This is a genomic window from Variovorax paradoxus NBRC 15149, from assembly GCF_001591365.1.
GTDB classification, from domain to species: Bacteria; Pseudomonadota; Gammaproteobacteria; order Burkholderiales; family Burkholderiaceae_C; genus Variovorax; species Variovorax paradoxus.
On sequence record NZ_BCUT01000001.1, the window covers coordinates 2,336,065 to 2,352,079 of the forward strand.

General features: G+C 68.4%; 17 protein-coding genes. 4 read left to right on the forward strand and 13 right to left on the reverse strand.

What is annotated here, in order from left to right; genetic code table 11:
* Positions 1-26: 26 nt before the first annotated feature.
* On the reverse strand, positions 27-1,070 hold the full coding sequence (locus tag VPA02S_RS10875) for a rod shape-determining protein (RefSeq protein WP_007833435.1): 1,044 nt from the start codon (positions 1,068-1,070) through the stop codon (positions 27-29).
* 215 nt (positions 1,071-1,285) lie between these two features.
* Between VPA02S_RS10875 and gatC the strand changes: the two genes are divergently transcribed.
* From gatC to gatB, 3 genes are read left to right on the forward strand one after another with little or no spacing between them, the layout of a single operon-like run.
* On the forward strand, positions 1,286-1,585 hold the full coding sequence (gene gatC, locus VPA02S_RS10880) for an Asp-tRNA(Asn)/Glu-tRNA(Gln) amidotransferase subunit GatC (RefSeq protein WP_012745446.1): 300 nt from the start codon (positions 1,286-1,288) through the stop codon (positions 1,583-1,585).
* Entirely contained in the window at positions 1,582-3,069 is a 1,488-nt protein-coding gene (gene gatA / locus VPA02S_RS10885) for an Asp-tRNA(Asn)/Glu-tRNA(Gln) amidotransferase subunit GatA (RefSeq protein WP_012745445.1), read from the forward strand. Before gatC ends, gatA begins: the two co-directional genes overlap by 4 nt.
* Before the next feature lies 1 nt (position 3,070).
* Positions 3,071-4,561, forward strand: coding sequence for an Asp-tRNA(Asn)/Glu-tRNA(Gln) amidotransferase subunit GatB (gene gatB / locus VPA02S_RS10890; RefSeq protein ID WP_041945421.1), 1,491 nt, complete (start codon positions 3,071-3,073; stop codon positions 4,559-4,561).
* 3 nt (positions 4,562-4,564) lie between these two features.
* On the opposite strand, the gene VPA02S_RS10895 is transcribed toward gatB, so the two are convergent.
* A complete protein-coding gene (locus VPA02S_RS10895; RefSeq protein WP_012745443.1) occupies positions 4,565-5,251 on the reverse strand; it encodes a DUF4124 domain-containing protein in 687 nt (228 codons plus the stop codon).
* A 10-nt stretch (positions 5,252-5,261) separates the two neighbouring features.
* Positions 5,262-5,945 carry an orotate phosphoribosyltransferase gene (pyrE, locus tag VPA02S_RS10900; protein ID WP_062363786.1) on the reverse strand — a complete coding sequence of 228 codons (684 nt, stop codon included), beginning with the start codon at positions 5,943-5,945 and terminating at the stop codon, positions 5,262-5,264.
* Positions 5,946-5,957: 12 nt separating this feature from the next.
* Between pyrE and VPA02S_RS10905 the strand changes: the two genes are divergently transcribed.
* The gene (locus VPA02S_RS10905; protein WP_012745441.1) at positions 5,958-6,761 is read left to right on the forward strand and encodes an exodeoxyribonuclease III; all 804 of its coding nucleotides are present in this window, start codon (positions 5,958-5,960) and stop codon (positions 6,759-6,761) included.
* 14 nt (positions 6,762-6,775) lie between these two features.
* Here the strand turns inward: VPA02S_RS10905 and VPA02S_RS10910 are convergent, their stop codons facing one another.
* The 10 genes from VPA02S_RS10910 to VPA02S_RS10955 form a co-directional block, all read right to left on the reverse strand.
* Positions 6,776-7,540: a GntR family transcriptional regulator gene (locus VPA02S_RS10910; RefSeq protein ID WP_012745440.1), complete on the reverse strand. Its 765-nt coding sequence runs from the start codon at positions 7,538-7,540 to the stop codon at positions 6,776-6,778.
* Positions 7,537-8,208, reverse strand: a complete 672-nt coding sequence (locus VPA02S_RS10915; protein WP_012745439.1) for a cysteine hydrolase family protein — start codon at positions 8,206-8,208, stop codon at positions 7,537-7,539. The genes VPA02S_RS10910 and VPA02S_RS10915 overlap by 4 nt, the downstream gene beginning before the upstream one ends.
* A 279-nt stretch (positions 8,209-8,487) precedes the next feature.
* Entirely contained in the window at positions 8,488-10,086 is a 1,599-nt protein-coding gene (locus tag VPA02S_RS10920; protein ID WP_012745438.1) for an ABC transporter ATP-binding protein, read from the reverse strand.
* A gap of 7 nt (positions 10,087-10,093) precedes the next feature.
* Entirely contained in the window at positions 10,094-10,798 is a 705-nt protein-coding gene (gene biuH, locus VPA02S_RS10925) for a biuret amidohydrolase (RefSeq protein ID WP_062363788.1), read from the reverse strand.
* A gap of 5 nt (positions 10,799-10,803) precedes the next feature.
* Positions 10,804-11,727, reverse strand: coding sequence for an ABC transporter permease (locus VPA02S_RS10930; RefSeq protein ID WP_012745436.1), 924 nt, complete (start codon positions 11,725-11,727; stop codon positions 10,804-10,806).
* Positions 11,724-12,785, reverse strand: coding sequence for an ABC transporter permease (locus tag VPA02S_RS10935; protein ID WP_062363790.1), 1,062 nt, complete (start codon positions 12,783-12,785; stop codon positions 11,724-11,726). The genes VPA02S_RS10930 and VPA02S_RS10935 overlap by 4 nt, the downstream gene beginning before the upstream one ends.
* A gap of 25 nt (positions 12,786-12,810) precedes the next feature.
* Positions 12,811-13,929 carry a BMP family ABC transporter substrate-binding protein gene (locus VPA02S_RS10940; protein ID WP_012745434.1) on the reverse strand — a complete coding sequence of 373 codons (1,119 nt, stop codon included), beginning with the start codon at positions 13,927-13,929 and terminating at the stop codon, positions 12,811-12,813.
* Between the two features lie 48 nt (positions 13,930-13,977).
* Positions 13,978-14,358, reverse strand: coding sequence for an oxalurate catabolism protein HpxZ (gene hpxZ / locus VPA02S_RS10945; protein ID WP_018903884.1), 381 nt, complete (start codon positions 14,356-14,358; stop codon positions 13,978-13,980).
* Positions 14,355-15,188, reverse strand: coding sequence for an ABC transporter ATP-binding protein (locus VPA02S_RS10950; RefSeq protein WP_012745432.1), 834 nt, complete (start codon positions 15,186-15,188; stop codon positions 14,355-14,357). Before VPA02S_RS10950 ends, hpxZ begins: the two co-directional genes overlap by 4 nt.
* A complete protein-coding gene (locus VPA02S_RS10955) occupies positions 15,185-16,015 on the reverse strand; it encodes an ABC transporter permease (protein WP_062363791.1) in 831 nt (276 codons plus the stop codon). Before VPA02S_RS10955 ends, VPA02S_RS10950 begins: the two co-directional genes overlap by 4 nt.

Consider the following 16,015-nt stretch of genomic DNA (forward strand, 5'->3'; position numbering starts at 1 on the left):
GGCCGGCCGATGATGGCTTACGCCTTTTACTCGCTCGTGAAGATGCTGCCCAGGCGGTCCATGCGTTCCAGCGCAATGCCGCAGCCGCGCACCACGCAGGTCAGCGGGTCTTCGGCCACCAGCACCGGCAGGCCGGTTTCCTCGGCCAGCAGGCGGTCCAGGTCGCGCAAGAGCGCGCCGCCGCCGGTCAGCATCATGCCGCGCTCGGCGATGTCGGCGCCCAGTTCAGGGGGCGTCTGCTCCAGCGCGTTCTTCACGGCCGAGACGATGTTGTTGAGCGGATCGGTCAGGGCTTCCAGCACTTCGTTGCTGCTGATGGTGAAGCTGCGCGGCACGCCTTCGGAGAGGTTGCGGCCCTTGACTTCCATCTCCTTGACCTCGGAGCCCGGGAAGGCCGAGCCGATGTTCTTCTTGATGACCTCGGCCGTCGGCTCGCCGATCAGCATGCCGTAGTTGCGGCGGATGTAGTTGATGATGGCTTCGTCGAAGCGGTCGCCGCCCACGCGCACCGAGCCCTTGTAGACCATGCCGCCCAGGCTGATGACGCCCACTTCGGTGGTGCCGCCGCCGATGTCCACCACCATCGAGCCCGAAGCCTCGCTGACGGGCAGGCCGGCGCCGATGGCCGCGGCCATGGGTTCCTCGATCAGGTAGACCGACGTGGCGCCTGCCGCCTCGGCCGCGTCCTTGATGGCGCGGCGCTCGACCTGGGTGGAGCCGCAGGGCACGCAGATGATGATGCGCGGGCTCGGCGTGAGCAGCGTGCGCGGGTGCACCATCTTGATGAACTGCTTGATCATCTGCTCGGTGATCACGAAGTCGGCAATCACGCCGTCCTTCATCGGGCGGATCGCCTCGATGTTGCCGGGCACCTTGCCCAGCATGGCCTTGGCCTCGCGGCCGACGGCCTGGATCACCTTCTTGCCGTGGGGACCGCCTTCGTGGCGGATGGCGACGACCGAGGGCTCGTCCAGCACGATGCCCTTGTTGCGGGCGAAGATCAGGGTGTTGGCGGTGCCGAGGTCAATCGCCAGGTCGGTGGAAAAGTACCGACGGAAAGCTCCAAACATGTGCGGAATCCTCTGGAGCACGCCTGCGCGTCGGCAGGTCGTCGCTCTGTTTTTTGGGTCGTATGACGGGGTGAATTGATCGTTTTTGGCGCAAAAGCCGGCGCGTTCGCGGGGGTTGCGGCAAAGGCGGGATAATACCCGAATCCCCTCTGAATCCCGTGTTAGCACCCTCTCCGGCGTGCGATTACTTCCGGTTTTTTCGACCGGTCCGACCCATGTCACTTTCCGCCTCAGATATTGCACGCATCGCCTCCCTGGCGCGGCTGCAGCTTGCTTCCGACGAAAGCGAGCGCATGCTCAGCCAGATCAACGGCTTCTTTGACCTGGTCGAACGCATGCGTTCGGTCGATACCGCCGGAGTCGAGCCGCTGGCCCATCCGGTGGCCGCTGTCGAGGACATCACGCTGCGCCTGCGCGACGACGTGGCAAGCGAACCCGACAACCGCGAAGCCAACCAGAAGAGCGCCCCGGCCGTCGAAGCCGGCCTGTTCCTCGTGCCGAAGGTGATCGAATGAGCGGCGAATTGCACCAGATGGGCGTGGCTGACCTGGCCAAGGCATTGGCCGAGCGCAAGGTTTCGGCCGTCGAGGCCTCGCAGGTCTTCCTGGGCCGCATGAAGGCCCACGAATCGCTCGGCACCTTCGTCGACGTGAACGAAGACGTCACGCTGGCCCAGGCCCGCGCGGCCGACGCGCTCATTGCCAAGGGCAACGCGCCGGCGCTGGCCGGCGTGCCGATCGCGCACAAGGACATCTTCGTCACCACCGATTTCGCCACCACCGCCGGCTCCAAGATGCTCGCGGGCTACCGCTCGCCCTTCGACGCCACCGTGGTGCGCCGCCTGGCCGAGGCCGGCGCGGTCACGCTGGGCAAGCTCAGCTGCGACGAATTCGCGATGGGCTCGGCCAACGAGAACGTCGCCGTGCCCGCCGTGGGCCACGACAAGGCCGTGCCGGTGCAGAACCCGTGGAACCGCGAGCGCATTCCGGGCGGCTCCTCGGGCGCCAGCGCGGCGGCCGTGGCGGCGCGCCTGGCCCCTGCGGCCACCGGCACCGACACCGGCGGCTCGATCCGCCAGCCGGCCTCGTTCTGCGGCATCACCGGCATCAAGCCGACCTACGGCCGCGCCTCGCGCTACGGCATGGTGGCCTTCGCATCGAGCCTCGACCAGGCCGGCCCGATGGCCCGCTCGGCCGAAGACTGCGCGCTGCTGCTGTCGGCCTTCTGCGGCCCCGACCTGGACCGCGACTCGACCTCGCTCGACAAGCCCGCCGAAGACTTCGGCCGTTCGCTCGGCGATTCGCTCGAAGGCCTGCGCATCGGCGTGCCGAAGGAGTTCTTCGGCGAAGGCGTGGCACCCGGCGTGCGCGCGGCCATCGATGCGGCCCTTGTGCAGTACGAAAAGCTCGGCGCCAAGCGCGTCGAGGTGTCGCTGCCGCTCACCGAGCTGTCGATTCCCGTGTACTACATCCTGGCCGCGGCCGAAGCCTCGAGCAACCTGAGCCGCTTCGACGGCGTCAAGTTCGGCCACCGCGCCAAGCAGTACAAGGACCTGGCCGAGATGTACGAGCGCACGCGCGCCGAAGGCTTCGGCGACGAGGTGAAGCGCCGCATCATGATCGGCACCTACGTGCTGAGCCACGGCTACTACGACGCCTACTACCTGCAGGCGCAGAAGGTGCGCCGCATGATCGCCGACGACTTCCAGCAGGCCTTCAGGCAGTGCGACCTGATCGCCGGCCCGGCCGCGCCGACCACCGCCTGGAAGATCGGCGAGCACGGCGGCGATCCGGTGGCCGACTACCTGGCCGACATCTTCACGCTGCCTGCCTCGCTGGCCGGCCTGCCGGGCATGAGCGTGCCCGCGGGCTTCGACGCCGGCATGCCCGTCGGCCTGCAGCTGATCGGCAACTACTTCGGCGAAGCGAAGCTGCTGAACGCAGCCCACCGCTTCCAGCAAGCCACCGACTGGCACATGCGCACGCCGGAGGGCTTTTGAAATGAGCGAACCCGTGAACACTTTCGAAGCACAGCAAGAAGGCCGCCCGACCGGCCCGCTGGTGCGCGGCTATGAAGTCATCATCGGCTTCGAGACGCACGCGCAACTCTCGACCGCGAGCAAGATCTTCAGCCGCGCCTCCACCGCTTTCGGCGCCGAGCCCAACACGCAGGCCTGCGCGGTCGACCTCGCGCTGCCCGGCACGCTGCCCGTGATGAACAAGGGCGCGGTCGAACGCGCCATCAAGCTGGGCCTGGCGCTCGGCTCGCACATCGCGCCGCGCAGCGTGTTCGCGCGCAAGAACTATTTCTACCCCGACCTGCCCAAGGGCTACCAGATCAGCCAGTACGAGATCCCGGTGGTGCAGGGCGGCGCGGTCTCTTTCTTCCTTGGCGAAGAAAAGAAGACCGTGCGCCTGGTGCGCGCCCACCTCGAGGAAGACGCGGGCAAGTCGCTGCACGAGAACTTCATCGGCCAGAGCGGCATCGACCTGAACCGCGCCGGCACGCCGCTGCTGGAGATCGTGACCGAGCCCGACATGCGCTCCACCGCCGAGGCCGTGGCCTATGCGCGCGAGCTGCACAAGATCGTCACCTGGATCGGCATCTGCGACGGCAACATGCAGGAAGGGAGCTTCCGCTGCGACGCCAACGTGTCGGTGCGCAAGCCCGGCGAGAAGCTCGGCACGCGGCGCGAGATCAAGAACCTGAACAGCTTCAAGTTCATGCAGCAGGCGATCGACTACGAGATCAACTCGCAGATCAACGAGCTGGAAGACGGCCGCAAGATCGAGCAGGCCACCGTGCTGTTCGACCCCGACACCGGCGAGACGCGCACCATGCGCACCAAGGAAGACGCGGCCGACTACCGCTACTTTCCCGATCCCGACCTGCCGCCGCTGGCCATCGAGGCCGAGTGGATCGAGCGCGTGCGCGCCACCATGCCCGAGCTGCCGCGCGCCATGGCCGAGCGCTATGTGCGCGACCACGGCATGTCCGAATACGACGCGGCGCAGCTCACGCAGAGCCCGGCGCTCGCGCGCTACTTCGACGATGCGGTCAAGGCCGGCGCGACGCCCAAGCTCGCGAGCAACTGGATCACCGGCGAAATGGCGCGCCGCCTGAACGCGCAGGAGATCGGCATCGAGGCCGCGCCCGTCACGGCGCAGCAGCTGGCGCAGCTGGTCGGGCGCATTGCCGACGGCACGCTGCCCAACAACGCCGCGCGCCAGGTGTTCGACGCGCTCTGGACCGGCGAAGGCAGCGATGTCGACGCCATCATCGAGGCCAGGGACCTGAAGCCCATGAGCGACACCGGCGCGCTCGACAGGATCCTGGACGAGGTGATCGCCAAGAACGCGAAGAACGTCGAGGAATACCGCGGCGGCAAGGAAAAGGCGCTCAACGGCCTCGTGGGCCAGGTGATGAAGGCCAGCGGCGGCAAGGCGAACCCGGCGCAGGTGACCGAGCTGCTGAAAGCAAAATTGGGCTGAGCCTCAGCGCTTGATGCCGCCGTTCTGGGGGGACCAGAGCTGCTTCAAGCGCGTGCGCTCCTCGTCGAAGCGCGCATTGACGCGCTTCTTCTCGTCTTCCTGCTCGCCGATGAAGCGGTTCTGCACCGCCACGCTCTGCGCGTTGTCCTCGAGCTTGCGGCGCACGGCGCCGGGCGCCTTGCTCACGTCGTGCTTGTAGAACTCGAGCTCCTCGTCGATCTTGTGGCGGTCTTCGGCGAGTTCGGCCAGGCGCTTCTTCGCGGCCTGGATCACCGCGTCGATCTGCACCAGCGCCTCGGCGCGCTCGCGGTCATGCACTTCGGCGTTGGGATAGCGCACCAGCAGTGCGCGCTCGCGGCGGCGCTCGTCGGTCAGGCGCGCGGCCTGCAGGGCGGCCTCGCGGGCGCGGTCTTCGCGCTCGGCCAGTTCACGGGCGGTGTACGTGGGTTCGATGCGGCGGCGCGTGGTGCCGCTCGGGCTCAGTTCGCGCTGTTCGCGGTCGACGCATTCGGCAATCGGGCGGTCGGCCGTGAGCGTGCGGCCGCGCGCATCGGTGCATGAATAAATGCCCGCGGCCGGCGCCGGTGCGGGCTGCGCCGGGACCGCGCCAGCCCAGAGTGCCATCGGCAACAGCAGCACCCAGGGGGCTGCGAACGGTCGGGCCGCCAGGCCGGGCTTGTGAATGGGCACGGCGTCGATCTCAGTTGGCGCCGTAGCGCGCGCGGTAGGCGAGCACCCGCTCGCGATGCACGCCCAGGTCGGCGGCGGCGCTGCCCGAGAGGTAGTTCAGCAGGTCGTCGAGCGTGGCAATCGCCACCACCTGCAGGCCCAGCTGGTGGCGCACGTACTGCACGGCGCTGTGGTCCACGTCGACGCCGTTCTCGGTGGCTTTTTCCTGCCGGTCGAGCGCAATGGCCACGGCGTGCGGCGTGGCGCCCGCGGCTTCGATGGCGGCAATGGATTCGCGCACCGCGGTGCCGGCCGACATCACGTCGTCGACGATCAGCACGCGGCCCTTGAGCGGCGCGCCCACCAGGTTGCCGCCCTCGCCATGCGCCTTGGCTTCCTTGCGGTTGTAGGCAAAGGGATGGTTGCGGCCGCGCCGGGCCAGTTCGGCCGCCACCGTGGCGCCCAGCGGAATGCCCTTGTAGGCGGGGCCGAAGATCATGTCGAACTCGACGCCGCTCTCGATCAGCCGGTCTGCATAGAATCCGGCGAGCCGCGCGATCTTGGCGCCGTCGTCGAAGAGCCCCGAATTGAAGAAATAAGGGCTCATTCGTCCGGCCTTGGTCTTGAACTCGCCAAAGCGCAGCACCCCTGCGTCGAGTGCGAACTGGACGAAATCCTGCGCCACCGCGCTGCCTTGCACACCATCTACAGCCATCGGAAATTCCTTGTGTTCAAACTGACCAGCCTCAATCTCAATGGCCTGCGTTCGGCCGCCACGAAGGGGGTGGCGGACTGGGTGGCCGAACTTGCGCCGGATTGTATTTGCATGCAGGAGATCCGGGTGCAGGCGAGCGACATCGAAGGCCGTTTCGAGGAAATGGCCGGCCTCAAGGGCCATTTCCATTTCGCCGAGAAAAAAGGCTACGCCGGCACCGCGATCTACACCCGCCACGCGCCGAGCGCCGTGGTGGTGGGCTGGGGCGATGCCGAATTCGACGCCGAGGGCCGCTATCTCGAACTGCGCTTCGACACGCCCCGGCGCAAGCTCTCGATCATCAGCTGCTACTTCCCGAGCGGCAGTTCGGGCGAAGAGCGGCAGGAAGCCAAGTTCCGCTTCCTGAAGGGCTTCTTTCCGCACCTCACCGCGCTCAAGAAGGAGCGCGAATTCATCCTTTGCGGCGACATCAACATCGCCCACAAGGAAATCGACCTCAAGAACTGGCGCGGCAACCAGAAGAACAGCGGCTTCCTGCCCGAGGAGCGCGCCTGGATGACCCGGCTGCTGGACGCCGGCGCCGACGGCGCGGGCCTGGTCGACGTCTACCGCCTGCTCAAGCCCGACACCACGGGCGAGGCCTACACCTGGTGGAGCAACCGCGGCCAGGCCTACGCGAACAACGTGGGATGGCGGCTGGACTACCACCTGGCCACGCCGGCCCTGGGCGCGCTCGCGCGCAGCGAGCAGATCTACAAGACCATCAAGTTCAGCGACCACGCGCCGATCACGGTGGACTACGACTTCACGCTGTAGCCCCGCCGGCCGCTTCAGCGCGGCGCCGCCTTGCCCGCGTGCCGCGCGAGGTGCACCTGGTGCAGCGTGATCTTGCGCACCTCGGCCTGGCTGGTCTCGATGTGCGCGCGCAGCAGCATCGCGGCCTGCTCGCCTCGGTTGGCGCGCACGGCCTTCAAGATCTTGGCGTGCTCTTCATACGTGGCGTCGATGCGCGGCTGCTGGGTGAAGTCGAGCCGGCGGATGATGCGGATGCGGTCCGTCACGTCGCGGTGCACGCGCGCCATCTCGGCGTTGCCCGCCGCGGCCACGAGCGCGCAGTGGAAGGCCTCGTCCCACTGCGCCACCTGCGCGGTGTCGCTGCTGCGCTGGGCCGCGGGCACGAGCCAGATCTCGGCCAGCGCGTCGAGCAGGCTGCGGTCGACGCGGCGGTCGGCTTCGCAGAGGCGGTGCACCGCGGTGGTCTCGAGCACCATGCGCAGGTCGTAGAGCTGCTCGAACTGGTCGAAATCGAAGGGCAGCACGCGCCAGCCGCTGCGGAACAGCACCTCGACGAAGCCTTCCTGCTGCAGGCGGAACAGCGCCTGCCGCACCGGCGTGCGCGAGACGCCGAGCCGGTCGCTGATCTCGTTCTCGGTGAAGCGGTCGCCGGGCACGAGGATGAAATCGGCCACGTCGCGCTTGAGCTGCGCGTAGACCTCGTCGGCCCGCGTGCGGAAAACGGTGGCGTCGGAAGCGGGGGCGGGCGAAGCGGAGCGGGGTCGGGCGGTAGGCACGTGGGGAATGGTAGTCGCAGTCATTGCCCTTGGCCGAGCACCGCCCGCAGCGCGCTGCTCGGCGCGGTCCAGCCCACGATCGCGCCCTGCGCACGGACCATGTCGAGCGTGGCCGCCTTGAAGGCCGGAAAGTAGCTCTCGGTGCAGTCTTCGAGCAGCAGGCTGTCGTAGCCGCGGTCGTTGGCCTCGCGCATGCTGGTCTGCACGCAGACCTCGGTGGTGACGCCGCCGAACAGCAGGTGCGTGATGCCGCGCGCTTGCAGCAGCTCATGCAGGCCGGTGGCATGGAACGCGCCCTTGCCGGGCTTGTCGATGACCATCTCGCCATCGACGGGCGCCAGCGCATCGATGATCTGGTTGCCCGGTTCGCCGGCGACGAGGATGCGGCCCATCGGCCCTTGGTCGCCGATGCGCAGGCTCGGGTTGCCGCGGTTGCGCTTGGCGGGCGGGCAGTCGGAAAGATCCGCCTTGTGCGCCTCGCGCGTGTGCACCACGAGGCCGCCGGCCTCCCGCCATGCCTGCAGCGCCGCCTTTGTGGCCGGAACGATCGCTTCGAGCAAAGACACATCGTTGCCCAGCGTTTCGCCGAAGCCGCCGGGCTCGATGAAGTCGCGCTGCATGTCGATGAGGACCAGCGCGGTGTTCTTCAGCTCGAAGTCGTAGGGAAAGGGGTTGGCAGTTTCTATGCGCATGCTTGCTCTCGTTGTTGTTCATGCCGGGCGCGGCGATGGCGCACCGGGGGCAAACACTCCACCGCCGAGCCCGGTGTGTGGTGCGGGGTGGGCGGCCCCTCTGTGCCGCCGAGGAGCGCAGCGTTTCGCGGATCAGGGCTCGCAGCTGTTTGAGCGAAGCGAGTTCTGCGAGACCCCGCGAAACGCGAGCACCGCAGGGCAGCCGCGAAGCGGCCGGCACAGTGGGGCCGACCGCGCCGCACCGCACGCCGGGCGGCCCGCCAACAGCAAGCGGGGCACTCATGCCGCAGCCTTCGAAGGCTCATGGTGCCCCCCACCCATGTGCGCCCCGATCACATGCCTCTCTGCCCCCGCAGCCGAAGTCTCGAACACGATCCGCCCTTCGCTCATCACGACGATGCGGTCGGCCAGCTCCAGCAGCTCGTCGAGATCCTCGCTGATCAGCAGCACCGCACCGCCCTTCTCGCGCACCTGCACGATGCGCTCGTGGATCTCGGCCACGGCGGCAAAGTCGAGGCCGAACACCGGATTGGCCGCGATCAGCACATTGATGTCGCCGGCCAGCTCGCGCGCCAGCACCGCGCGCTGCACGTTGCCGCCCGACAGGCTGCGGATCGGCGCACCCTCGCCCTGCGTCTTCACGCCGTATTCGGCAATCCACTCGCGCGCCCGGTGGCGCCAGAACGGAAAGTCCAGCACGCCGCCGCGCGACAGCGGCGGCCGGTCGAAATCGCGCAGCGCCATGTTCTCGGCCACGCTGAGGTCGCCCACGCAGGCATTGCGCAGCGGCTCCTCGGGCAGGCTGCGGACCTTGAGGCTGCGGTTCTCCGCGCGGCGCGCGCTGTAGGGCTGGCCCATCACGCTCACCTTGCCGGCCAGCCGCGCGCGCTGGCCGACCAGCGCCTCGACCAGTTCGCGCTGGCCGTTGCCCGAAACGCCCGCCACGCCGAGGATCTCGCCCGCGCGCACCGCAAGGCTCAGCCCGTGCAGCGCGAGCGTGCCGCGGTCGCCCTGCGCCTCGAGGCCCTCGACGCGCAAGGCGACGGGTGCCGCATCGGGCACCGGTTTTCTCGCGACGGGCGACGAAGCCGGTACAGGCGCCGAAGCATCCTCGCCGCCCATCATCGCCTGCGCCAGCTGCGCCGGGTTCGTGTCCGCCACGCGGCAGTGGTGCACCGCCTTGCCGCGGCGCAGCACCGTCACGCCGTCGGCGTACGCCATCACCTCGCGGAACTTGTGCGTGATGATGAGCACCGTGCACAGGCCGCTCTTCGCGAACTCGCGCACATGGCCCAGCACCTCGTCGGCCTCCTGCGGCGTGAGCACCGAGGTCGGTTCGTCGAGGATCAGCAGGCGCGGCTTCAGGTACAGCTGCTTCAGCAGTTCGAGCTTCTGCTTCTCGCCCGCCGCAAGCTCGGAGGGCCGCGCATCGAGGTCGAGGCTGAAGGGCGTGGCCGCAAGAAAATCCCTGAGCTCCGCGCGCTTGGCCTTCCAGTCGATCAGCGCCGGCGTCTTGCCGCCCGCAAGCAGCAGGTTCTCGGCCACCGTCATGCCCGGCGCCAGCGTGAAGTGCTGGTAGACCATGCCGATGCCGAGCGCGCGCGCCACGATCGGGTTGGCAATGTCCTGCTCGCGCCCGTCGATCAGGATGCTGCCCTCTTCCGCACGCTGGAAGCCGGCCACGCATTTCACCAGCGTGCTCTTGCCCGCGCCGTTCTCGCCGAGCAGCGCATGCACCGTGCCGGGCTCCACGTGCATCGTCACGCGGTCCATCGCGGTGAAGGCGCCGAAGCGCTTGGTCAGCTCGCAGGTGTCGAGCGCGAGCGCACCGTGGCCCGCAGGCAGTGCGCCGATGGCGTGGGGCGTGGGGTCGGCCATGCCTTCGTCAGTCCAGCGCGGCCAAGAGCGCCTGCGAGGTGGCATGCGCGCCGAACACGCCGCCCTGCATCGTGATCATCTTCAGCGCCGCCAGGTGGTTGCCATGGTCGGTGGCGGCGGTGCAGTCCGACAGCAGCAGGCATTCGAAGCCGCGGTCGTTCGCGTCGCGCATCGTGGTGTGCACGCACACGTCGGTGGTGATGCCCGCGAGGATCAGGTTCTCGATGCCGCGCGTGCGCAGGATCGGCTCCAGGTCGGTGGCATAGAACGAGCCCTTGCCGGGCTTGTCGATCACCACCTCGCCGGGCAGCGGCGCGAGTTCGGGAATGATCTCCCAGCCCGGCTCGCCGCGCACCAGGATGCGCCCGCACGGCCCGTCATCGCCAATGCCCACGCCGTTGGCGCCGATCTGGCGCGAGCGCCAGCGCTTGTTGGCGGGCAGGTCGGACAGGTCGGGCCGGTGGCCTTCGCGCGTGTGGATGATGTGGAAGCCCAGCGGCCGCAGCGCCGCGAGCGTGCGCGCGATCGGCTGGATCGGCGCCTGCACCAGCGAAAGGTCGTAGCCCATCACGTCGACATAGCCGCCGGTGCCGCAGAAGTCGGTCTGCATGTCGATCACGATGAGCGCGGTGTTGCCGGGCCGCAGCGCGCCGTTGTAGGGCCAGCCATAGGGCTCGGCGGCCACGTGGCGGGGAGATGCGGTGTTCGCCATGGGATTCAGCTCCTTGTCGATGAAAGTTCGCCCGGCGCACCGGCGGCGGCCGTGCCGGGCCTGCAGGTGAACACCAGGATCACCAGCGTGAGCACGTAAGGCACGGTGTTGAACAGGTGGTAGCCCCAGCCGATGCCGATGGATTGCAGCGCCGGCCCGATGGCACCGGCCCCGCCGAAGAGCAGCGCCGCGCCCACGCAGCGCAGCGGACTCCAGCGCGCGAAGATCACGAGCGCCACCGCGATCAGGCCCTGGCCGCTCGAGATGCCTTCGTTCCAGCTGCCCGGATAGAACAGCGTGAGCGACGCGCCGCCGAGCCCGGCGATGAAGCCGCCGGCCGTGGTCGCCGCAATGCGCAGGCCCGAGACCGAGTAGCCGAGCGCGCGCGCCGCCTGCGCCGAGTCGCCGGCCATGCGCACCAGGAGGCCGGCCCGCGTGCGCGCAAAGCCCCACCAGAGCAGCACCGCGAGCGCCACGCCGATCGGCACCAGCGCATTGAGCTGCAGCGCCGAGCGCACCACCGTGTTGTCGCTCCAGAAGCCCAGCGGTATGGCGGGAATCTGCGGCGCCTGCGGCTGGATCAGCGGCTTGCCCAGGTAGAACGCGAGCCCCGTGCCGAGCAGCATCAATGCAATGCCGGTCGCCACGTCGTTCACGCGGTCGAGCGAGCACAAGAGGCCATGCAGCAGCGCGAGCGCCGCCCCGGCCAGCGCGCCGATCAGCACCCCCAGCCAGGCCGAATCGGTGAGGTATGCACCGCCGAAGGCCGCCATCGCCGAAAGCACCAGCACGCCTTCGAGCCCGAGGTTGATGCGGCCCGACTTCTCGGTGAGGCATTCGCCCAGGCTCACGAAAAGAAACGGCGCGCCCACGCGCAGCGCACCGCCGACGATGCCGGCCGCGAGCGCGATCCACTGGTCCGCGCTCATCGCAGCGCCCCCCCACCGCGCGGCACACGCGCGCGAAAGGCGTTCCAGTCGACCATGCGCAAGCCCTCGCTCGCCAGGATCAGCACGAAGGCCATGCCCTGCAGCACCAGCACCGAGGCATCGGGCAGCCCGAGCCGCCGCTGCAGCAGGCTGCCGGCCGCGCCGAAGCCGCCGAACAGGATCGCCACCGGCACGATGGCCACCGGGTTGTGCCGCGCGATGAACGACACCAGGATGCCGGCATAGCCGTAGCCCGCGATCAGCGAGGCATTGGCATTGGTGTGCACCGCCGCCACCTCGACCGCGCCCGCGAGCCCCGCAGAGGCGCCGCCGAGCGCGCAGGCCCCCAGGATGAGCCGCGTGGCCGGCAGGCCCACGAGCTGCGCGGTGCGCGGATTGCCGCCCACCACGCGCACCGAAAAGCCCGAGGCGGTGGCACGCAGCCACCACCCGAGCGCCAGGCAGGCGACCACGCCGATCACCAGGCCCCAGTGCACGTCCGAGCCGCCGATGCCGCCGATCAGCAGCCCGTCGGCCAGCGCATGGGTCGATGGCTTGTTGAGGCTCGCCGGATCGCGCAGCGGCCCTTCGACGAGGTGCTTGAAGATGCCGATGGCGATGTAGGCCAGCAGCAGGCTGCTGATGGTTTCGTTGATGCCGCGGTACTGGCGCAGCCAGCCTGCGAGCACGATCCACAGCGCACCGGCAAGCGCACCCGCGATGCAGACGACCGCCGTGCCCAGGACATTGCCGGGCAGCGGCACCGCATGCGCGAGCGCCGCGCACGCCAGCCCGCCCAGCACCAGCGCACCTTCGCCGCCGATGACGATGAGGCCCGCGCGCGCCGGCAATGCCACGCACAGCGCGGTGAGCATCAGCGGCGCGGCGCGCTGCAATGTGTTCTGCCAGGAGAACCAGTCGCCGAACGCGCCCTTGAAGAGCGTCGCCCAGACCTCCAGCGGATCGACGCCCGCAAAGGCCGCGAGCACGCCGAACAGCAGCAGCGCCGCCGCGATGGCGAACACCGGCAGGGCGAATTCCTTGAGCGCTTGGCGCATGGCGTGCGGGCCGGTGCGGCTGCGATCAGGCCTGGCCGATCACGCCTTCGACCAGGTAGTTCATCTTCTCGAGCTCCAGGTCGGTCTGCTTGAGCACCTTGCCGGCCGGCACCACGACCGCGCCCTTGTTGTCCTTGATGCCGTCCTTGAAGATGTCGAAGCTGCCCGCCACCATCTTGGCCTTGATCTCGTCGGCCTGCTTCTTTGCGGCGTCCGGCACCATCGGGCCGTAGGCCGACATCTTCACGTAGCCTTCCTTCAGCCCGCCGCGCAGGAAGTTGGGATGCGGCTTGCCGGCCTGCGCGGCCTCGATGGCGGTCTTGTAGGCCGTGAGCCAGTTCCATTCGGCGCCGGTGAGGTACGCATTGGGCGCGAGCTTGGCCTGGCTCGCGTGGTAGCCGCAGACCATCTTGCCGCGCTTGGCCGCCGTTTCCACCACCACCTTGGGGCCGTCGACGTGCATGGTGAAGACGTCGCAGCCCTGGTCGGCCAGGCTGTTGGTGGCTTCGGCTTCCTTCACGGCCATCGACCAGTCGCCGGTGAAGATCACGCTGCAGGTGATGTTCGGCTTGACCGAGCGCGCACCCAGCGTGAAGGCGTTGATGTTGCGCAGCACCTGCGGAATCGGCTTGGCAGCGACGAAGGCGATCTTGTTGCTCTTGGTCATGTGCGCGGCGATCACGCCGTTCAGGAACTGGCACTCGTCGATGTAGCCGAAGAAGCTGCCCGCGTTCTTCGGGTGCTTGCCTTCGGTCCAGAGGCCGCCGCAATGCGAGAAGCGCACGTCGGGATTCTTGGGCGCCACGGCCAGGATGTGCGGATCGAAGTAGCCGAACGACGTGGGGAACAGCAGCTTGGCGCCGTCCTGCGAGATCATGCCGGCCATGGTCTTCTGCACGGCCGCGGTCTCGGGCACGTTCTCTTCTTCCACCACCTTGATGCCGGGCAGCTTCTTGATCTCGGCGGCCGCCATGGCGTGCGCCTGGTTGTAGCCGTAGTCGTCGCGCGCGCCGACGTAGATCACGCCGACGGTCAGCGGCTTGGCCTGCGCGCCGGCGAGCGCACTCCAGCCTCCGAGGGTGCCGGCGGCGCCGAGCGCGGCCAGGGACTTGAGGGAATCGCGGCGATTGATTTGGCTTGTCATGGCGTTCTTTCCAGAGGTTGAAGGGAGTGCAAAAAATGTGCCCCGCGCTCAGCCCAGGAGGCTCACGTGGGCGGCGACCACGCGCCAGCCGTCGGCCGTGCGCAGCCAGGTCTGGCTCTGCCGGCCGACAGCGGTGGCGCCTTCGCGCCGGAACTCGCAGTTGGCCGTGGCGAAGTCGCGGCCGTAGGTGGTGATGACGGTGCGCAGCAGTTCGCGCGGCGGGCTCTGCACCGGCAGCGATGCGCGAAAGGCGCTGATGCCGGCATGGCCGTAGTGGTTCTCCGAGAAGCCGTAGCGCAGCGTGTGCGGGCTGTTCCAGAACAGCTCGTCGAGCACTGCGGGCTGGTTGGCCATGAGCGCCTGCTCGTAGCGCGCGAACACGTCCGTCACTTCGGCGAGCACCTCGGGAATGTTGATCTCGGGCGTCACCGGCGGACCTCGCGCTGGAAGATGTCGAGGCTGAGCTTCTTGGTTGCCACGAAGCTCTCGGTGCTCAGGGTCTCGACCGTGCGCGGCCGCGCATCGCCGTAGCGCAGGATCTCGGCCACCCGGGTGGGCCGCTTGGTCAGCAGCAGCACCTCGTCGGCCAGGTACACGGCCTCCTCGAGGTCGTGCGACACCAGGAGCATGGTGGTGCCGGTCTGCATGAACACCTCCTGCAGCTTCTCGCGGATGAAGAGCGTCATCTCGAAGTCGAGCGCCGAAAAGGGCTCGTCCAGAAACAGCACCTCGGGCTTGGGTGCGAGCGCGCGCATGATCGATGCGGTCTGCTGCTGCCCGCCCGAGAGCTCGTACGGAAAGCGCTTCAAGTCGAACTTCACGTCGAAGGACGCCACCAGCTCTTCCATGCGGCGGTCGACCTCGGCCTTGCTGCGGCCTTCGAGCTTCAGCGGGTAGGCGATGTTGTCGATGGTGCGCATCCACGGGAACATCGCCTCGCGGTAGTTCTGGAACACGTAGCCGATCTTGGTGTCCTTGCGCTGCTTGCCGTCGAACAGGATCTCGCCCGCATCGATCGGGATCAGGCCCGCGATCATGTTGATGAGCGTGGACTTGCCGCAGCCGTTGGGCCCGAACACCGAGACGATCCGGTGCTTGGGAATGTCGAGGTCGAAGTTCTCGTACAGCGGCCAGCCCGCAAAGTACTTGGTCAGGCCGCGGATGGTGATGTGCGTGCCGGCCGGGCCGGGCTTGAAGACGGGCCTGGGCACGTCGGCATACACCGGGCCGTTGACGACGATGTCGGGCGTGGCTTTCATCTTCCGCTCCAGTGCACGATGCGGCGCTCGGCAATCAGGAAGAGGATGTTGAGCGCATAGCCCAGCGCGCCCGCCGCCAGAATGGCCGCATACATGCTCTTCACGTTGAGCACCTGCTGCGCATCGATAATGCGGTGGCCGAGGCCCGTGTCCGAGCCGATGAACATCTCGGCCACGATGACGATCACCAGCGCCATCGACACCGCCGAGCGCAGGCCCACGAAGCTGGGCTGCAGGCTTTCCCACACCAGCACGTCCTTGAAGATCTGCCAGCGCGAAGCGCCCATGACGCGCGCCGCCATCACGCGCTGCTTGCGCGCGTTGATCACGCCGTAGGCGCTGTTGAACACCACGATCAGCAGCGCGCCGAAAGCCGCGATCGCCACCTTGTTGACGTCCGACACGCCGAAGATCAGGAGGAACAGCGGGATCAGCGCGGACGAAGGCGTGGAGCGGAAGAAGTCGATCAGGAACTCGACGCTGCGGTAGGCCTTTTCGTTACTGCCGAGCAGCACGCCCAGCGGCACGCCGACCACCGCCGCAATCGCGAAGGCCTGCAGCGTGCGCCACACGGTCATCGCGAAGTCGGTGAGCAGCGGCCCGCCCGCGAGCCCCGTGATGAGCGCCGCCACGGTGTCGGCGGGCGTGGGCAGAAGGATCGGCTTGATGAAGCCCAGGCGCACCGCCAGGTCCCACACGATGAACAGCGCCACGGGGCCGATGAAGGGCAGCAGCCGGTCGCGCAGCGGCGGCTTCGGTGCCGAGGCGGCGGTGCCGTCGGCCGGCGGTGTCCACGGCGTGGCCGTGGTCGTGCTTGCGTCGGCCAT

Coding starts and splice junctions, on each gene's coding strand:
- VPA02S_RS10875 (WP_007833435.1), bottom strand. CDS start 1,070: ATGTTTGGAGCTTTCCGTCGGTACTTTTCCACCGACCTGGCGATTGAC.
- gatC (WP_012745446.1), top strand. CDS start 1,286: ATGTCACTTTCCGCCTCAGATATTGCACGCATCGCCTCCCTGGCGCGG.
- gatA (WP_012745445.1), top strand. CDS start 1,582: ATGAGCGGCGAATTGCACCAGATGGGCGTGGCTGACCTGGCCAAGGCA.
- gatB (WP_041945421.1), top strand. CDS start 3,071: ATGAGCGAACCCGTGAACACTTTCGAAGCACAGCAAGAAGGCCGCCCG.
- pyrE (WP_062363786.1), bottom strand. CDS start 5,945: ATGGCTGTAGATGGTGTGCAAGGCAGCGCGGTGGCGCAGGATTTCGTC.
- VPA02S_RS10910 (WP_012745440.1), bottom strand. CDS start 7,540: ATGACTGCGACTACCATTCCCCACGTGCCTACCGCCCGACCCCGCTCC.
- VPA02S_RS10915 (WP_012745439.1), bottom strand. CDS start 8,208: ATGCGCATAGAAACTGCCAACCCCTTTCCCTACGACTTCGAGCTGAAG.
- VPA02S_RS10920 (WP_012745438.1), bottom strand. CDS start 10,086: ATGGCCGACCCCACGCCCCACGCCATCGGCGCACTGCCTGCGGGCCAC.
- biuH (WP_062363788.1), bottom strand. CDS start 10,798: ATGGCGAACACCGCATCTCCCCGCCACGTGGCCGCCGAGCCCTATGGC.
- VPA02S_RS10930 (WP_012745436.1), bottom strand. CDS start 11,727: ATGAGCGCGGACCAGTGGATCGCGCTCGCGGCCGGCATCGTCGGCGGT.
- VPA02S_RS10935 (WP_062363790.1), bottom strand. CDS start 12,785: ATGCGCCAAGCGCTCAAGGAATTCGCCCTGCCGGTGTTCGCCATCGCG.
- VPA02S_RS10940 (WP_012745434.1), bottom strand. CDS start 13,929: ATGACAAGCCAAATCAATCGCCGCGATTCCCTCAAGTCCCTGGCCGCG.
- VPA02S_RS10950 (WP_012745432.1), bottom strand. CDS start 15,188: ATGAAAGCCACGCCCGACATCGTCGTCAACGGCCCGGTGTATGCCGAC.
- VPA02S_RS10955 (WP_062363791.1), bottom strand. CDS start 16,015: ATGGCCGACGCAAGCACGACCACGGCCACGCCGTGGACACCGCCGGCC.